The following is a 15,464-nucleotide window of genomic DNA, read 5'->3' as shown; positions in this document are numbered from 1 at the left end:
CTGTTCCTCGGAAGCTGCGAGCGTACTTCGGCGCTCGCCGAGCGACAAGACTTTAGTCGTACAGGAAGCGCCCGGCGTACGCATACTCCGCCATGTACGCGTGCAGGTACTCGTCGAGGTACTGCCGCTGCGCGGGCGTCAGGCGGTCGCTCCGGAGGTCCTCAAGCGTCTCGCTGCCGTCGGAGTGGTCCAGCCGCTTGAGGTGAAAGAGCGTCATGTCCTTGCCGCCGAAGAAGCCCTGCAGGAATCGGTGCTGCGAACGCGCGCCCGCCATGTCGAACACGTAACCTGCAAGTGCCGTGAGCAGGGGCTGCCGGGCCAGCGCGGCGGCATTGAAGGAAGGGTAGTCGCCCGGCGGCGGCACGAACGGCGGCGCCGCGCTTCGAGGCCGCACCGGGTGCTCGCGCAAGGCCTCGATATAGGCGCAGTCCAGTCCGGCGGCGGTGGCGCCCTGCAATAGGATGTTCAGGTAGCGCCGGGTTGGCAGGCAGGTGTTGTCGATGAAGGCGGGCAGCCCCACGTAGGCGATGGCGCGCTGTTGGCCAGCGTCGTGGACTACCGTGACGTCGATGCGGTCGTAGCCGTGGCCGCAGGCTTCGGCGGCGTCGAGCAGGGTCAGATGCTCGTCCTCGCACAGATGCAGCACGCCTTGCACGACGTTCGAAGGATCGCCGGATGCTTCGATGTTTCCGACACCGCCCTCGTGGCGGAAGAAGTGCGCCACGTTGAAGCGCAGCCGCCAGCCGTGCAGCACGGCGCGCTGCGAGATCCGCGGGTCGACCCCCTTCGCGCGCAGCGACTTCAGGTCCATGTTCGATCCGTAGCCGAAGTACCAGAACACAAGGGCTCTCCTGTCCCGCCATCGAAGGCGCGCCGCGTCAAACCTTACACGGAGATGTCAACCGAAGGTAGTATCCGGCGCTGGGGAGCGGGCTGCCTCGGCCGGCATGGCTGGTGGATTGTCCCGGACGTCGGCCGTGACCTTTAACCAGGAGTTGCGCAATGGCTAACAACGCTCCCGCAAGCCAGGACTTCGTGCTCAGCCGCAAGCCCGCCAGCAGCACTTACGAGGGAAGCCTCGCCTACGGCTTGTGGCGCTTCGACGCCGACAGTGACAGCCTGTTGGAACCGATGCCGCTGGACCCGCAGGCCGCCTTCGACCCCACCCACGCGTTGGTACCCATCGGCCGCTACCTGCTCGAATGGGGGCCGTTGATGCTGCAGGCCTACCAGCCTTGCTATCCGTACCGCCTGTTCGAGTTCGACCCGGCCAGCACGAACCCGCTGGCCGCCGCGACGGTGCAGAAGGGCCTGTGGACCAAGACGAAGTTTTGGCAGTACCGTCCGGACTTCGGCAATCCCCAGGGGGCGCACGAAGGCTACGACTCGGGCAGCGAACTGCTGCTCTTGCCGCTGGGCGGCTTCATGCTCAACGTCATCCCGACCGAAGGCCGCGGGACTTTCCAGCTCTGGAACTTCGACCCCAGCCCACTGACGCCGGGCCGCGCCGACCCGCTTCCCCAGCCCTACACGCCGCAGGGCTCCTTCGACACCATCGAGTTCGGCCACGAGCTGATTCCGCTTGGCAACTACGTGCTCGACCGGGTGCCCGAGACGGGCGAGTACTGGCTCTGGAGCTTCGACCCGCAAAGCGTGATGCCACTGGGGCAACCCGCGATCCGGCATGGGCAGTGGAAGGACATCGACGCCAGCCATTGTCTGGTGGCGATCGGCGACCATGTCCTGGACTGGACGCCGGCAGACGGCGCCTACCGGCTCTGGCGCTTCGACGCCGGCAGCGCCGACCCCCTGGCCGGGCCGCTGCGCACCGGCACATTGCCGCAGGGGCTCGATGCGAACACGATGCTGACCGGCATCCAGTCGCTGCGGTCCATCGACATGGCACGAAGCGAAGTGCCCGGCACCATCGACTTCATGCGGTCGAAGATCAAGCACGTCGTTTACCTGATGCTCGAGAACCGCTCCTTCGATCATGTCTGCGGCTGGCTGTACGCCAGGGGAGAGGACGGTATCAACTTCGTCGGCGACGACCGGCCGTTCGACGGCGTCAGCCTCGACATGGTCAACGTCGACCCCGGCAGCACGGACCGCAAAGGCGACCCGCGCCAGGTCTTCGTCAGCAAGTACAAGGACGGTCAGCTCAGCGACGAGTGGGACTTGGACTTTCTGCCTCAGGATCCTTATCACGACAAGTCCGACGTCCTGCGCCAGTTGTTCTTCGCCAATCGCGAGGGCTACGCCGAGCGCGCCAGTCCGGACATGGGTGGCTTCGTCTGGAACAACGGTGTCGATCAGGTCATGTGGACCTACACGCCCGAGCAGCTGCCGGTGCTCAACGGCCTGGCAAAGGGCTTTGCCGTGTCCGACGCCTGGTTCTGCGCGATGCCGAGCGCGACCGATCCCAACCGTGCAATGGCGTTCACCGGCTCGGCGCTGGGCCAGCTCAACAACTTCCAGAACGGCACCCAGTACATCTACTGGCCGCTGACGCCTCATCGCCAGTCGATGTGGAAGGTCCTCTGGAGCAACGGTTTCACCGACTGGAAAATCTACAACTCGGTGGAGTGGATGAGCTTCGTCCACACCTACCACCTGTTCCTGCAGGGGCAGATCCCGTCGCTCGACGCCGCGGTGACGCAGAACCAGGCGAGCTTCATCGAGGGCATCGACCAGTTCAAGAAGGATGCGCGCGCGGGCAAGCTGCCCGCATTCAGCTTCCTGGAGCCGGCTTGGATCGCCACCTCGGGCACCACCTCGTATCACCCCGGCGCCGACCTGGTCCCGGGCGAGACGGCGCTCAACGAAATCTACGACGCATTGCGGGCCGGGCCGGACTGGAACGAAACGCTGCTCGTCATCACCTTCGACGAGCATGGCGGCCTCTTCGACCATGCGAGCCCGCCTTACGCGGTGAACCCCTGGCCGAACGACGTGAATGACGGTTTTCGCTACGACCTCATGGGCGTGCGGGTGCCGACCATCCTGGTCTCACCGTGGATCCAGGAGAAAACCGTCTTTCGGTCGCCGACGCCGGTGGCCTATGACGCGACCTCGTTCATGGCAACCCTGCTGCAGTGGTACGGCATTCCGCAGGCGCGCTGGGGTCTGGGCGAGCGCGTTCGGCATGCGCCGACCTTCGAGGGGGTCTTCCAACTGGCCACCCCGCGGTCCGATGCGCCTTCGCTGACGCCGCCTTACGACCGGACCTTTCCGCGCAAAGGCGTATCGGGGCGAGGCGAGCGGGTGCACGGCCTGCATCGGCTGATGGCGCCGCGCGTGGTGGCAACCCTTGCCGCGGGCAAGTTGAGTCCGCAGGAGATCAACAGGGTCTCGAACGAGATCCTGGCAGGGGCCACGGATCTGAAATCGCTGCACGCGATGCTCGACAGCCTGGCCAAGCGCTTGGCCTGAGCCCGCAGTCTGGTGCGAATCGTTCGGCCAGTCATCACTGCGGCCCAGTACCGATGACGCGGATGCACCAACGCGCTGTCGTACGGCGCGGGTTGAAGATGCTTCGGCGCCCGGACCGTGATAGTCGGTTCCTCAATGCCGGCGACTGTCGCGATCATTCGGACATGAAAAAGCCGCCTCGATGGGTTCGATTGTTTGGCCGTGGACACTTACGCGGTCCACGTTACGGCATGTTCACTTGCAGGCACCACCTGGTGTTTTTCTCATCGTGGCAGCGCTTGTCAGAAGACGCTCAGTGCTCGAATCTCTGAGGGTCGCTCGCCACAGCGCGCACGGCACTGTGCCGCAAAGTGGCCCATGTGAAGAAAGCCGTACTTCCGTGCGACTTCACGCGCGCCGCCCTGGCCAGAGATCCGGCTTAGTGAACGCCGGCGTTTTGGTATGCCAGCCGAGTTCGTCGGCGTCGGGAGAATGGTCTACGTCCGGGTCCTTGCAAGTTGCGGCGGACACGCTACCTGCCTTTGCGACTCACCCTACGAATTCCACGGGGCACCATTGCCCCATGCCGCTTTAGCACTTCAGCCCAGCCTGGACTTCGCCGATCTGCCATTCGTTGAATTCAACATAGGCACGGATCGCTTCGGCTGCCAAGAATGATTTGCTGCGCTTTGTTGCTTTGGTCAGATGGTCGAGGCGATCCTTGACTTCGTCGTCAAGGCGAACGGTCATGGTGGTAGACATGGCGCGATGGCGTGATCGAATGTATGCATGCGACTACCCTCGGTCGGCTACGTCGGTAGCTTCGACCTCACCACCCTCTGGGGCCGAGGTGGCAACGTTAGGCCCCCATGCGGAAAATGCTGCCATGTAGCACAACCGTGCTACAGTACAGGATAAACGAAGGGGTTCATATGTCGACAACCACCATTCGCATTGATGACGATCTGAAAGAGCGTATCTCAGCTGCGGCGGACCGAGCAGGGAAAACTGCTCATGCCTTCATCGTCGATGCAATTGCACAGACCATCGAACAGGTCGAGGCAGAGGAAGAGCTTCATCGCATCGCTGACAAGCGATGGTCGAAGATCTTGGCGACCGGGAAGTCGGTGCCCTGGGAGGGTGCGAAGAAGTATCTTGCTGCTCGTGGACGAGGCGAGAAACCTGACAGGCCGGTTGCGCGAAAGCTTGGACACTAAACAGGCAGGATGACGCAGATTGAACTCGCCCCAGAAGTCCTCGATGACTTTGATCGGTTCATCGACCACCTTGCGCGGTTCGACGGGATAGATATCCCGCAACGCCTCAGTGAGATCATGCAAGCTATAGAGATCCTGAGTCATAGCCCCTTGATTGGTCGACCCGTCAAGGCGGGCAAAGGGGAGTTGCTGATTGGCCGTGGATCGCGCGCATACGTTGCGCTCTATCGATATGTTGTCGACATCGACACTGTGTTCGTTCTCGCGTTACGACATCAGCGCGAAGCAGGATTCAAGCGAAAGTCTTGATGCCACGAGATTGTTGTATGTTCGAAATCTGTAGGCTCCTGGATCCGAGGCACAGCGATGGCAACTCCGGCGGCAACTATCACCATGTCGATGCGCGAAGCCGATCGCCTCAAGACCATCCAGGCCGCGGTGGATCGAATGGCGCGCATCGGCCAGGCCGCGCAGCGGCTGGGCCTGAGCCGACGGCAGCTTGAGCGTCTGATCCAGCGGTACAAGGACGATGGTGTCGCCGGCCTGGTCTCGCGCAAGCGCAGCCGGCCCAGCAACCACCAACTGGCGCCGGGCATCGCCGAACGTGCGATCGGACTGATCCGGGAGCGCTACGCGGACTTCGGTCCGACATTGGCCTGCGAGAAGCTGACCGAGCGTGGTGTGCGCAGCACGGAGTTCGGCTTCGAGAAGGACTTCGCGAAGATTCAGCTGGCCATGTCGCAGTTGAAGGTGAACTACCCGGTGGCGGTCGACAGGCTTCATGCGAGCATTGATCTGAAGATCCTCGCCTTCGCAGCCCGTTGCCCAGTGAGAGCGCCCCGTTTTGACCCTGAACTCACGCACACTCTGGGCGAGCCGCGAAGGTGATCCTACTCGGCTGCCGGGGTTCACCATCTCGCAGGTCGACGTCCGCGCTCGCGGCTGGCCAGCCGTTCGATAACGCGATTTCACCGCTCAGCGATGTAGTGCTGGGTTATCACCGTCTCGCCGTCGCGCAGGAACATCCGTACACGAGCATCCACCTCCTGGTCGGCCAGCGTGGCGCGGGCGCGCTGGTGCAGGTAGTCGGCCCAGGAGGCGACGATAAATCGCTCGACATAGCGCGACGGATCGCCGAGGTCGCGATAGACGCGCCATAGGGTGGCGCCGTCGCGGCGGCGCGAGGCGCGCAGCTGGGTCACGGCGTTCAAGAACTCCTCGGCTTCGCCGGCTCGGATGCGATAGCCGATCTCCACCGACACCGGGCCATCATCCGGAAGAGGCTGATCCTTGATGAAAAGATCTTCCCAGAGCGCGACGGGCGTGACCTCGGTCGACGCGCCCATGCGCAGCGGCAGCCAGCGGGCGAGAAAGATGCCGCCTGCCATGGTGAGGGCTGCGATGCTCAGGGCAAACGCCAGCCCGGTGATACCGGAAACCGCGCCCCAGAATGCGGAGCCGATGGCGAACGAGCCCAGCGCGCTGACCGTGTGCAGTGCCACGGCGCGCGAACGGACCCAGGGCGGCGCGCTGGACTGCGTGGCCGTATTGAAGGTGGCCATGACCGCCATCCAGGCTGCGCCGCCGATGGCAAGTGCCACGAATACCACGATGGGAATGCGCACGAACGCAGCGATGAGCATCACGGCTGCGAAGACCATGCACCCCAGGGCAACGAGGCGCTCGAGCCCCAGGTGCGCACGCAACCTGCCCAGCACCAGGCCTGCGGCAACTGCGCCTGTCCCCAGGCATCCCATGAGGAAGCCGAATCCGGTGGCGCCCAACTTCAGTTGCTGCGCCGCGATGGCCGGCAACAGCGCCCACAGCGCCGAGCCTGCGCCGCTGTAGGCGACGGTGCGCAGCAACTGAGCCAGGATCATCGGCGAGTGTCTTGCATAGCGCAGGCCCGCGACGGTTCCGCTCCACAGCCGCTCCGCCGGCAGGGGTGACTGCGCATGCGCGGCAGGGGGCCAGCGCCGCACCGCCCGCATCATCACCAGTGCGCTCAGCACCGCGACGGCGAACACCCAGCCCGCACCGAGCCATGCGAACAAGAAGCCCGCCACTGAAGGCCCCAATGCCCTCGCGCTGTTCCAGGCGATCGACATCGCCGTGATGGCCTGTGGCATGTCCTCGCGTGGGACGGTGTCCGCCACGCTGGTGTTCCAGGCTGGTGACAGTAGCGCCGTGCAGCAGCCGGCGGCAAATGTGAACAGCAGCAAGGTCGCCGGTCCCGCCCAGCCTCCCAGTGCGAGCAGGGACAGGACGACGACGACGGCCACCTGAACGGCCAGCGCATTCAGGATCAGCCGCCGCCGGTCCGTGGTGTCGGCCAGCACACCGGCCGGCAGTGCCAGCAGGAACATCGGCAAGAACACGGCGGTCTGCACCAACGCTGCGAGGAAAGAGGAGCCCGTGAGCTCCACCATGAGCCATGAAGCCGCCATGACCTGCATGGCGTTTCCGGTGAAATAGATGGCGCTGCCGGTCCACAGGCCCCGGAATGCGGGAAGACGCAACGGGGACCAAAGGGAGTGGGATGCGGAGGACATCGAAGAAAGCTTTGCCCGATTATGGTCGGGCGATATCCCATTGGGTCTGGCCGACTGCGGCGGCTCGTGCAGCAAGCGTCGCAGGGTCGGTCCGCCTGCGAAGCCGAGGCCTGCGAAGCCGAGGTTCGGGCGTGTGCTGCTGAGGGCCGCGAAAGAGGGCCCTATGCGGATGCTACGTGTACCGGCGCCCGCCGATTGAAACAGCTCAGGATGGGAGCTGGTCGCCGTCTGATTGCTGCAACTTCGTTGCAATGCCGTAGAGCGCAAGCATGCCGAGCACGTGCCCGATCGCCACGCCCGGTTCACCTGATTCAATCCGGGCAATCGTCTGGACATGCACGCCCAATCGGGCGGCAGCGGCGGCTTGGCCGTCGCCGGCAGTGGTGCGGGCCAGCCTGGCCGCGGCACCCATGTCCTTGATCGCCTGCAGGGCGCCGCCACCGATGTCTGCCGAGATGCGCTTGCCTTGAGCCATTCGCGGATTGTCGCTGCACAAACGAGTCGTGCTTCGGGCGAAAGAAGCGACGTTCCCGTCGAACCCTGGGGGCGTCCCTCGGGTGTCCGAAGACGCAGACCTGGCAGTTCGCGTGACGCCGTGGGGCGCTGATCTTCAGCGACTCGAAACCTTGCTTCCAGCCATGCTCGCCTTCGCGGCTGGCTTCGATGGCGCGCGTTTCGCAGGCTTCGGGCCGCCGAGCCCTGGGTGACTGGATCAGCATCTGCGCATCGGCGCCGAACCTGGCGTCACGGTGTTTGCCAGGTGGCGGCTTCACTTCTTCCCGAGGTGCTCGCGAACCTTGTCGGCCTCGTCGCCCACGGCCGCCACTGCCATGCGCAGCTGCTCCTCGTTCACGCCGAGCGAGTTGCACCAGTCCCTCACTTCGTAGTCCTCGCTGAGATTGATGCGCTTGCGGTCCTGGCCGCCCACCTTCGTCTTGTCGTCTGCCATGTTGTCGTGCTCCTTAAGCCAGTCTGCGGGATGGGGCTGCCAGAGCCGCTCCGATGCCGACAGCATCTGGATCAGGCTCAAGCGAAGTGGCAGCTCCATGCTTGCGATTTGCGCATTGCGCGGCAGGCCGCTTTGTAGGCGCCCTCCGTTGCTGCTCGTCGTCTTCGGCGGACTGCGGCGGCGCGGTCGGTGCGCTACGTTGTCGCATGGCCAAGAGCGACGCGCTCACCCACTACAAGGCCAAGCACAAGGCCAAGCACAACTTCGCGATCGCTCCCGAGGCGGTCAAAGGCGGCGAGGAAGGCGGCGAGGAAGGCCGCGAGGAAGGTCGCATGTCCGCCAGTTCGTGGTGCAGAAGCGCCGGGCGACGCGCCGCTTTCTCCTACCTTTCACTTCGACTTCCGGCTCAGCGCGGCAATGGGAGTCGGGCGGGGCGGCCGGCCGCAGCGTGGATTGTTCCGGCGGGGTTCGAACGCGGTGATGGGTGTTCCTCGACCACGTTCCTGGCGCGCCTGGCAGGCCTCGTCAGATGGACGGGGGAGGCTCCGGCGCCCGTCTCATCCAGCAGTTCGATGACAAGATCCTCGTGCGCCTGTAGCGGCTGTGAACTGCCATCGTCGACGACGTCCGACGGATTCACCCGATCGCCGAAGAGCACGATCACCTCGCACTGCCATGATTGCAAGGCAAACCTGTTCAGCCGCGTGCGCGTGCGGCCTTGTGGCTGCTACCTCAAGCCCACCTGCCGATCCGCCATGTTCACCAATTGCACGAGCGCCGGACCGATCGTCTTCAGCAAGTCCGCCGGCTTCGCGCGATAGCCCGGCACCGCGCAGTTGAACAGCAGCCGCCTCGACCCGTAGCGGATGTTCGACGCGACGCCCACCGCCAGCACGCCGAGCCCGGCGTCGCCCATGTTGATGGCAAATCCGCGCTTGCCGTAGTTCGCCAGGCTGTCCTTCAGGCCTTGGGTGCTGCGCGTGTATTCGTCGGCGCGCTCCTGCCTCGCGCGCACCAGGAAGCGGTTGCGCTCCGCCGCCGTGAGCTGGGCGAGCCAGGCGCGGCCCATCGCCGTCTCCGCGATGCCGCGCACGGCTCCGACGCCGGGCCGCTTGAGCGTGCCGTGCTCATGCGCGCACGTCTCGACGTACACCACGTCCAGGTCCATGGCCACGCCTACGGACACCGCGCCTTCGAAGCGGTCGGCCGTCGATTGCAGCGCGGGGCGCAGTTCTGCGAGCAGCGGTGTGTTGATCACATACGGATAGCCCAATGTCACGGCTGCCGGGCCGATGAAGTAGCGATCCAGGCGGTCATCGTGGTCGAGAAATCCCAGCGCCTGCAGGCTTCGGCAGAGGCGGCTTACCGTCGGCCGCGGCAGGCCGAGGCGTTCGGCGAATTCGCTGTTGGCGTGCGCCCGCGGATCCCTGACAAAGCTCTGCAGGATCATCAGTCCCTTGGCCAGAGTGCCGGAGAAGTTTGGATCGTCCTCGCGCACGCGTCGCAGATCCTGCTGGTCCTTGAGCTGGTGTACGGGGCGGGCTTGTCGCATCGAGCAATTCTCGGCCATTCGCGGGAAAAGCGAATCGTTGTTTCAATATTTGAAACGCGTGTTCGGTATTGGCGACTCTCGACCTACAGTGCGCCGCATGATTCGTGATCCTGCCCGTCTCGACGCCTTGCTCGCCGACACCCGAAGCTTCGTGCGCGGGCGTTGGCACCCCCTTGAAGACCAGGTGGACCGCACCGATGAGATCCCCGCCGCTTTCGTCGACGAGCTGCGTCGCAAGGGCTTCTTCGGCTGGAGCATTCCCGAGGCGTACGGCGGGCTGGGCCTGACGGCCGAAGAGCTGGTCCTGTGCGCCATGGAGCTCTCGCAATCCTCTGTGGCGCTGCGCGCGCGCGTGGGCACCAACACCGGCATCGGATCCGAGGCACTGGTGGCCGACGGCACCGAGGCGCAGAAGGCCCGCTGGCTGCCGCGCATGGCGCGTGGCGAGCTCACAGGCTGCCTGGCCCTGACGGAGCCGGACGCGGGTTCGGAGGCCACCAACATCCAGACCACAGCACGCAGGGATGGTGACCACTACGTCCTGAACGGCACCAAGCGCTTCATCACCAACGCGCCTGTGGCCGACGTGTTCACCGTCATTGCGCGAACCGAGGAGGGCACGCGCGCAAACGCAGGGCTGAGCGCCTTCCTGGTGGAGCGCGGCCCAGGCCTGCGCACCGGCGAGCCGTACCGCAAGATGGGCCAGGCCGGCTCGCCGGTGTCCGACGTGGTCTTCGAGGATTGCCGCGTGCCGGCGAACCACGTCATCGGCGAGAAGGAAGGCGTTGGCTTCCGGACCGTGATGAAGGTGCTGAACAAGCAGCGGCTGCACCTGGCCGCGCTGTGCACGGGACCGGCCATCCGCATGCTGGACCTCGCGGTGGCCCACACCTCCAAGCGCGAGCAGTTCGGCCGATCCGTCGCCAGCTTCCAGCTGGTGCAGGCCTTGATCGCGGACTGCCGCACGGAGATCTTTGCCGCGCGATCGATGATCCTGGAGGCGGCGCGAGCGCGCGACCGCGGCGAGGACGTGGCGCTGACCGCCTCGATGTGCAAGTACTTCGCCTCAGAGATGTGCGGCCGCGTGGCCGACCGTTGCGTGCAGATGTTCGGCGGCGCCGGCTACATCGCGGACTTCAGTCCCATCGAGCGCTACTACCGCGACGTGCGCCTGTTCCGGTTGTACGAGGGTACGAGCCAGATCCACCAGTTGAACATCGCCAAGCTGACGCTGCGCGAGCACGAGGCGGGCCTGCGATGAACCTCCTGGACGTGGAACGCGACGCTGTGTTGGCCGAGTTGCGCCAGCGCGTACGGGCCTTCGTGGCGCAGCACGCCATCCCTCTTGAGACGCGGGCCCATGTGCACAACCCGCAGGCCCTGGACACCGCCCTGGCGCAGCTGCGGCCCATCGCCCGCGAGCTGGGCCTCTATCTTCCCCAGTTGCCGCGCGAGCACGGCGGGCTGGGCCTCAGCTGGGTCGAGCGCACCGTGGTGCTGGAGGAGGCCGGCCGCAGCTACCTGGGACCCGGCGCGCTCAACTGCGCCGCCCCCGACCAGCCGAACATGATCAGCCTGCTGCGCCAGGGCACCCCGGAGCAACGGCGCGCCTACCTCGGCCCGCTCGCCGCCGGGGAGATCCGTTCCTGCTTCGCCATGACGGAGCCGGCGCCCGGCGCAGGGTCCGATCCGTCGATGCTGGCCACGCGCGCCGAACGCCGCCCGGGCGGATGGGTGATCAACGGCCGCAAGTGGTTCATCACCGGCGCGGTCGGCGCGCGATTCGCCATCGTGCTCGCGAAGGCCGACTTGGGCCCCACGCAGTTCATCGTCGAGACGTCGAACCCGGGGTTTCGCCTCCTGCGCGCCATCCCGGCCTTCGATCCCTATGCGATCGGCGGCCATGGCGAGATCGAGATGACGGACTGCTTCGTGGCCGATGACGCCGTGCTTGGCGAAGTGGGCCAGGGCTTGGCCTATGCGCAGCAACGGCTGGAGCCTGCGCGGCTGTCGCACTGCATGCGTCTTCTGGGACGGGCGCGCCGCGCCCTCGAACTCGCGCAGGACTACGTCAACGAGCGGCGCTCATTCGGCGAGCGCCTGGCTGATCTGCAGCAGGTGCAGGCCATGGTGGCCGATTGCCACATGGACCTGCACGCCAGCCGGCTGATGACTCTCGATTGCGCCGCGCGCATGGACGCCGGCGTGCCGGTCAAGACCGAATCGGCGATGGCGAAGGTGTTCGTGTCCGAGGCGCTCCATCGCGTGGCGGACCGGTCCGCGCAGCTGATGGGGGCGCTGGGCATGTCCGAGGACGCGCCCGTCGCGCTCATCTTGCGAGAGCTGCGTCCCTTCCGCATCTACGACGGCGCCTCCGAGCTGCACAGGGCCACGCTCGGGCGCCGATTTCTCTCATCCACCCGAGGAGACATTCGATGAAACCCAACCGCATCCGCAGCGCCATCGTCGCGCTGGCCGCCACGCTCGGTGCCGGCGCCGCGCTGGGCGCCTATCCGGAGCAACCGATCAAGCTCATCGTCCCGTTCCCCGCGGCCGGCAGCACGGACCTGGTGGCCCGCACGCTCGCGGTCGACCTGGGGACGGCACTCGGCCAGCAGATCGTGGTGGAGAACAAGGCCGGTGCCGGCAGCCTGATCGGCTCGGAGTTCGTGGCCAAGGCGCAGCCGGACGGCTACACCATCCTGATGGCCGGGCTCACCAACGTGTTCCTGCCCTACGTGCACAAGGATCTCAAGTGGAACCCGGTCGACGACTTCGTCCGCATCGGCCTCGTCGCTGACCTGCCCAACGTGATCGCGGTCAACGCCAAGACGCCGTACCAGAAGCTTTCCGACCTGGTAGCCGCGGACAAGGCCAAGCCCGGATCCCTGTCGTTCGGCTCCGCCGGCGTTGCCACGCCCTCGCACCTGGTGTGCGAAATGGTGAACCACCAGACCAAGATCAAGCTGCAGCACGTGCCGTACAAGGGCAACGCGCCCGCGGTCAACGACCTGATGGCCGGCCACATCCCGGTGATGTGCAACAACCTCGGCGGCACCCTCCCGTACATGCAGAGCGGGCAGATCCGCATCCTGGCGCAGACCGGCAAGACGCGTTCGGCCTCGGTGCCCGACGTGCCAACGTTCGCTGAGCTGGGACTGCCGGCGCTGGATGCGGGTCTGTGGTTGGGGCTCGTCGCACCCAAGGGCACGCCGAAGAACGTGATCGACACCCTCAACCAGGCGCTGGTCAAGGTCCTAGCCACGCCTGCCATGAAGGAGAAGCTGGCGAAGCTCGGCGCGACCACGCTCAACCCGAGCGCGGCCGCCTTCGAGGAACGCCTGAAGGCCGATCGGGGGGCATGGGACCCGGTGCTCAAGACGCTCGAACTGAAGACGAACTGATGCAGCAGACCGGCTATCCGCTGCGGGGGGTCCGCATCCTGGACATGGCGACCGTACTGGCGGCGCCTTTCTCGGCCACGCTTTGCGGCGACATGGGCGCCGAGGTCGTCAAGCTCGAACTGCCGCAGGGCAACGACGCCCTGCGAGGCCTGGCGCCCGTGCACGAAGGTCACGCGCTGTTCTGGAAGACGGCCAACCGCGGCAAGCGGGGCATCTCGCTCGATGTGCGACAAGGCGAGGGACGCGATCTGTTCTTGCGTCTGGTCGAGGGCTTCGACGTGCTGGTGGAGAACTTCCGCACCGGTACCCTGGACGGCTGGGGCCTTGACCTGGCGACGCTGCACGCGCGCAATCCGCGCCTGATCGTCCTGCGGCTCACCGGCTTCGGTCAGACGGGGCCCTACGCGCGCAAGCCGGGCTTCGCGCGCATCTTCGAGGCCATGAGCGGATTCACGCACCTGAGCGGCGAGGTCGCCGGACCGCCGCAGCACATGAACTATCCGCTAGGGGATGCGATTGCCGGCCTGTTCGGCGCGTTTGCCATCGCCACGGCGCTGGCCGAGCGCAATGCCATGCCGCGCGAGGAACAGCGCGGCGCGGAGATCGACCTTTCGGCGACGGAAGCCTTGCTGCGCCTGCTCGATCCGCTGGCGGCGGAGTACAGATTTTCCGGGGCGGCGCGCGATCGCACCGGCTCCCGCGCCGGGTACACCGCCCCTTCAAATGTGTACCGAACCGCCGACGGCGCGTGGGTGACGCTGGTCGGCTCGTCCGATCCGATCTTCGTGCGCCTCTGCTCGGCAATGGAGCAGCCGGCGCTGGCAACCGATCCGCGTTTCAGCACCAACGTGGATCGCACGCGGCACCACGTGGAGATCGACGACATCGTTGCGGCGTGGTGCATGAGCCTGCCGCTGCAGGCGCTGTCTGTCCGGCTTGAGCGCCACGACGTGCCGTTCAGCAAGGTGTATTCCATTGTGGACGTGATGGAAGACCCGCATTTGCGCGCTCGAGGCGCGCTCATTGAGCTTCAGGACCCCGAACTCGGCTCGATCCCCGCACCCGCGGTGGTTCCCCGCTTCGTCGGCCGCGCGTCGAGCGTGCCGGCAGTCGGGCCGCGCACCGGGCAGGACAACGAGGCGGTGTTCGGCGCCGTCGGCGTCGGGCCAGAGGAACTGGAGCGCCTGCGCTCGCGACGAGTGATCTAGCGGTTGGGTTGCCATAGGTACTCCATGGGCCAGCCAGCATCTGACTATGGCTGGTAAGCGCGCTGAAAGCGTCTTCGCAATGCCATTTTTCTTGCCGCGTTGAAGGAAGGGGGACGAGGCGGCGGGCGAAGTTCGGCCGTTGGGCAAGGGTGCGAGCGCGAGATCAATATTTCTCAACCTAGACTGCCGGGGTTTTCGCATCCTTGGATGAACCGCCCAGGTTCATCGCCGCGGCCGACAGCAGGATGGCGACTACGCCAACGAGCTGCAGCGGATGCAGCCGATGGTCGAAGGCCACGAAGTCAACCACGATGGCAACGATGGGGTACAGGAACGACAGCGCGCCTGCCATGTGCGTCGGCAGCTTCTGTATCGCGCCATAGAGCAGCACGAACACCAGCCCGGTGTAGACAACGCCCATGACAACGAAGCTTCCCCATGTCCGGGCGTCCGTGGGGAGCGTCGACAGGTTGGCAAAGGGCGCGAGCATGACGACGCCGACACACACCTGGGCCAGGGCAATCATGTGCGGCGGCGTATCGCTGAGCTTCTTGGCGATGATGGCGGCCAGCGCGTAGAAGAAGGCCGCGCCGAGCGCCATCAGGATGCCGGCGACATAGTCGGCGCCGATGTAGTCGGCGTCGGACTTCGCCAGGGCAATGAGGACGACGCCGATGAACGCCAGGCCCAGCCACATCAGCTTGGTCGCGGTCAGCTTCTCGGAGAAGAAGAGCGCGCCCAGAGCGAGCAGCATGAAGGGCTGCGTGTTGTAGACGGCTGTCGAGATGGAGATGGACGCGCGCGAGAACGAGGCGAAGATGAGCAGCCAGTTGAGCACGATGGCCGCACCTCCCAGCGCCGCCCAGCAGAAGAGGCGAAGCGAGAGCGGGCCGCGCAGCATGCCCTTGGCCGCGCAAACAATCAGGAGCGTCGCCGCGCCGAAGGCGCAGCGCCAGAACAGCAGGTCGATGATGGGCTGGCCCGATTCCACGACGAACCATCCGATGGTTCCGGAAATCACCATGGCGGCGGCCATCTCGAGGGTGCCGCGCTTCTTGTTCTGCATGAAGCGCCGAGAGTGCCACGGTATGCGGGCGCTGACCACCTACCGCGAAAGTACTACCGCAAAGAAGGGTCCGCGGCCCGGCGAAATGTGGATTTCGCCACCGCT

General features: G+C 65.7%; 14 protein-coding genes and 1 pseudogene. 8 read left to right on the top strand and 7 right to left on the bottom strand.

All coding sequences use genetic code 11. The features are described from left to right. Positions 1-52 precede the first annotated feature (52 nt). The gene (locus AC3A6B_RS21890; RefSeq protein WP_487838755.1) at positions 53-841 is read right to left on the bottom strand and encodes a gamma-glutamylcyclotransferase family protein; all 789 of its coding nucleotides are present in this window, start codon (positions 839-841) and stop codon (positions 53-55) included. A 161-nt stretch (positions 842-1,002) separates the two neighbouring features. On the opposite strand from AC3A6B_RS21890, the gene AC3A6B_RS21885 reads away from it, so the two are divergent. After that, the gene (locus tag AC3A6B_RS21885) at positions 1,003-3,432 is read left to right on the top strand and encodes an alkaline phosphatase family protein (RefSeq protein WP_487838754.1); all 2,430 of its coding nucleotides are present in this window, start codon (positions 1,003-1,005) and stop codon (positions 3,430-3,432) included. Positions 3,433-4,002: 570 nt separating this feature from the next. Here the strand turns inward: AC3A6B_RS21885 and AC3A6B_RS21880 are convergent. Beyond that, entirely contained in the window at positions 4,003-4,173 is a 171-nt protein-coding gene (locus AC3A6B_RS21880) for a CopG family ribbon-helix-helix protein (protein WP_487838753.1), read from the bottom strand. 170 nt (positions 4,174-4,343) lie between these two features. Here AC3A6B_RS21880 and AC3A6B_RS21875 point away from each other — a divergent pair, with 170 nt between their 5' ends. From AC3A6B_RS21875 to AC3A6B_RS21865, 3 genes and pseudogenes are all read left to right on the top strand, one after another. Continuing rightward, a complete protein-coding gene (locus tag AC3A6B_RS21875; RefSeq protein ID WP_487838752.1) occupies positions 4,344-4,628 on the top strand; it encodes a CopG family ribbon-helix-helix protein in 285 nt (94 codons plus the stop codon). Positions 4,629-4,637: 9 nt separating this feature from the next. Beyond that, positions 4,638-4,937 (top strand): type II toxin-antitoxin system RelE/ParE family toxin, encoded by a 300-nt coding sequence (locus tag AC3A6B_RS21870; protein WP_487838751.1) that lies wholly within the window; start codon positions 4,638-4,640, stop codon positions 4,935-4,937. Positions 4,938-4,994: 57 nt separating this feature from the next. Next, positions 4,995-5,303 (top strand): annotated as a pseudogene (locus AC3A6B_RS21865) (helix-turn-helix domain-containing protein); the annotation flags it as partial. A 293-nt stretch (positions 5,304-5,596) separates the two neighbouring features. Here the strand turns inward: AC3A6B_RS21865 and AC3A6B_RS21860 are convergent. From AC3A6B_RS21860 to AC3A6B_RS21845, 4 genes are all read right to left on the bottom strand, one after another. Continuing rightward, on the bottom strand, positions 5,597-7,147 hold the full coding sequence (locus AC3A6B_RS21860; RefSeq protein ID WP_487838750.1) for an MFS transporter: 1,551 nt from the start codon (positions 7,145-7,147) through the stop codon (positions 5,597-5,599). Positions 7,148-7,385: 238 nt separating this feature from the next. Beyond that, positions 7,386-7,655, bottom strand: a complete 270-nt coding sequence (locus AC3A6B_RS21855) for a helix-turn-helix domain-containing protein (RefSeq protein ID WP_487838749.1) — start codon at positions 7,653-7,655, stop codon at positions 7,386-7,388. A gap of 294 nt (positions 7,656-7,949) precedes the next feature. Next, entirely contained in the window at positions 7,950-8,228 is a 279-nt protein-coding gene (locus AC3A6B_RS21850; RefSeq protein WP_487838748.1) for a DUF3606 domain-containing protein, read from the bottom strand. Between the two features lie 628 nt (positions 8,229-8,856). Beyond that, on the bottom strand, positions 8,857-9,627 hold the full coding sequence (locus AC3A6B_RS21845) for an IclR family transcriptional regulator (protein WP_487838747.1): 771 nt from the start codon (positions 9,625-9,627) through the stop codon (positions 8,857-8,859). Positions 9,628-9,778: 151 nt separating this feature from the next. Here AC3A6B_RS21845 and AC3A6B_RS21840 point away from each other — a divergent pair, with 151 nt between their 5' ends. From AC3A6B_RS21840 to AC3A6B_RS21825, 4 genes are read left to right on the top strand one after another with little or no spacing between them, the layout of a single operon-like run. Further along, positions 9,779-10,942: an acyl-CoA dehydrogenase family protein gene (locus tag AC3A6B_RS21840; RefSeq protein WP_487838746.1), complete on the top strand. Its 1,164-nt coding sequence runs from the start codon at positions 9,779-9,781 to the stop codon at positions 10,940-10,942. Next, entirely contained in the window at positions 10,939-12,120 is a 1,182-nt protein-coding gene (locus AC3A6B_RS21835; RefSeq protein ID WP_487838745.1) for an acyl-CoA dehydrogenase family protein, read from the top strand. The genes AC3A6B_RS21840 and AC3A6B_RS21835 overlap by 4 nt, the downstream gene beginning before the upstream one ends. Further along, positions 12,117-13,085 carry a Bug family tripartite tricarboxylate transporter substrate binding protein gene (locus tag AC3A6B_RS21830; RefSeq protein WP_487838744.1) on the top strand — a complete coding sequence of 323 codons (969 nt, stop codon included), beginning with the start codon at positions 12,117-12,119 and terminating at the stop codon, positions 13,083-13,085. The genes AC3A6B_RS21835 and AC3A6B_RS21830 overlap by 4 nt, the downstream gene beginning before the upstream one ends. Next, complete coding sequence (locus tag AC3A6B_RS21825) at positions 13,085-14,293, top strand: CaiB/BaiF CoA transferase family protein (RefSeq protein ID WP_487838743.1); 1,209 nt, start codon at positions 13,085-13,087, stop codon at positions 14,291-14,293. Before AC3A6B_RS21830 ends, AC3A6B_RS21825 begins: the two co-directional genes overlap by 1 nt. Before the next feature lie 178 nt (positions 14,294-14,471). On the opposite strand, the gene AC3A6B_RS21820 is transcribed toward AC3A6B_RS21825, so the two are convergent. Next, entirely contained in the window at positions 14,472-15,359 is an 888-nt protein-coding gene (locus AC3A6B_RS21820) for a DMT family transporter (RefSeq protein WP_487838742.1), read from the bottom strand. Positions 15,360-15,464 lie beyond the last annotated feature (105 nt).

It is taken from the genome of Variovorax sp. Soil_C_33, from assembly GCF_057656935.1.
Note: the sequence above shows the minus strand (reverse complement) of the source record. Positions and strands in the feature narration are given on the sequence as shown.

Coding starts and splice junctions, on each gene's coding strand:
- AC3A6B_RS21870 (WP_487838751.1), top strand. CDS start 4,638: ATGACGCAGATTGAACTCGCCCCAGAAGTCCTCGATGACTTTGATCGG.
- AC3A6B_RS21825 (WP_487838743.1), top strand. CDS start 13,085: ATGCAGCAGACCGGCTATCCGCTGCGGGGGGTCCGCATCCTGGACATG.
- AC3A6B_RS21855 (WP_487838749.1), bottom strand. CDS start 7,655: ATGGCTCAAGGCAAGCGCATCTCGGCAGACATCGGTGGCGGCGCCCTG.
- AC3A6B_RS21840 (WP_487838746.1), top strand. CDS start 9,779: ATGATTCGTGATCCTGCCCGTCTCGACGCCTTGCTCGCCGACACCCGA.
- AC3A6B_RS21850 (WP_487838748.1), bottom strand. CDS start 8,228: ATGGAGCTGCCACTTCGCTTGAGCCTGATCCAGATGCTGTCGGCATCG.
- AC3A6B_RS21830 (WP_487838744.1), top strand. CDS start 12,117: ATGAAACCCAACCGCATCCGCAGCGCCATCGTCGCGCTGGCCGCCACG.
- AC3A6B_RS21880 (WP_487838753.1), bottom strand. CDS start 4,173: ATGTCTACCACCATGACCGTTCGCCTTGACGACGAAGTCAAGGATCGC.
- AC3A6B_RS21820 (WP_487838742.1), bottom strand. CDS start 15,359: ATGCAGAACAAGAAGCGCGGCACCCTCGAGATGGCCGCCGCCATGGTG.
- AC3A6B_RS21835 (WP_487838745.1), top strand. CDS start 10,939: ATGAACCTCCTGGACGTGGAACGCGACGCTGTGTTGGCCGAGTTGCGC.
- AC3A6B_RS21885 (WP_487838754.1), top strand. CDS start 1,003: ATGGCTAACAACGCTCCCGCAAGCCAGGACTTCGTGCTCAGCCGCAAG.
- AC3A6B_RS21875 (WP_487838752.1), top strand. CDS start 4,344: ATGTCGACAACCACCATTCGCATTGATGACGATCTGAAAGAGCGTATC.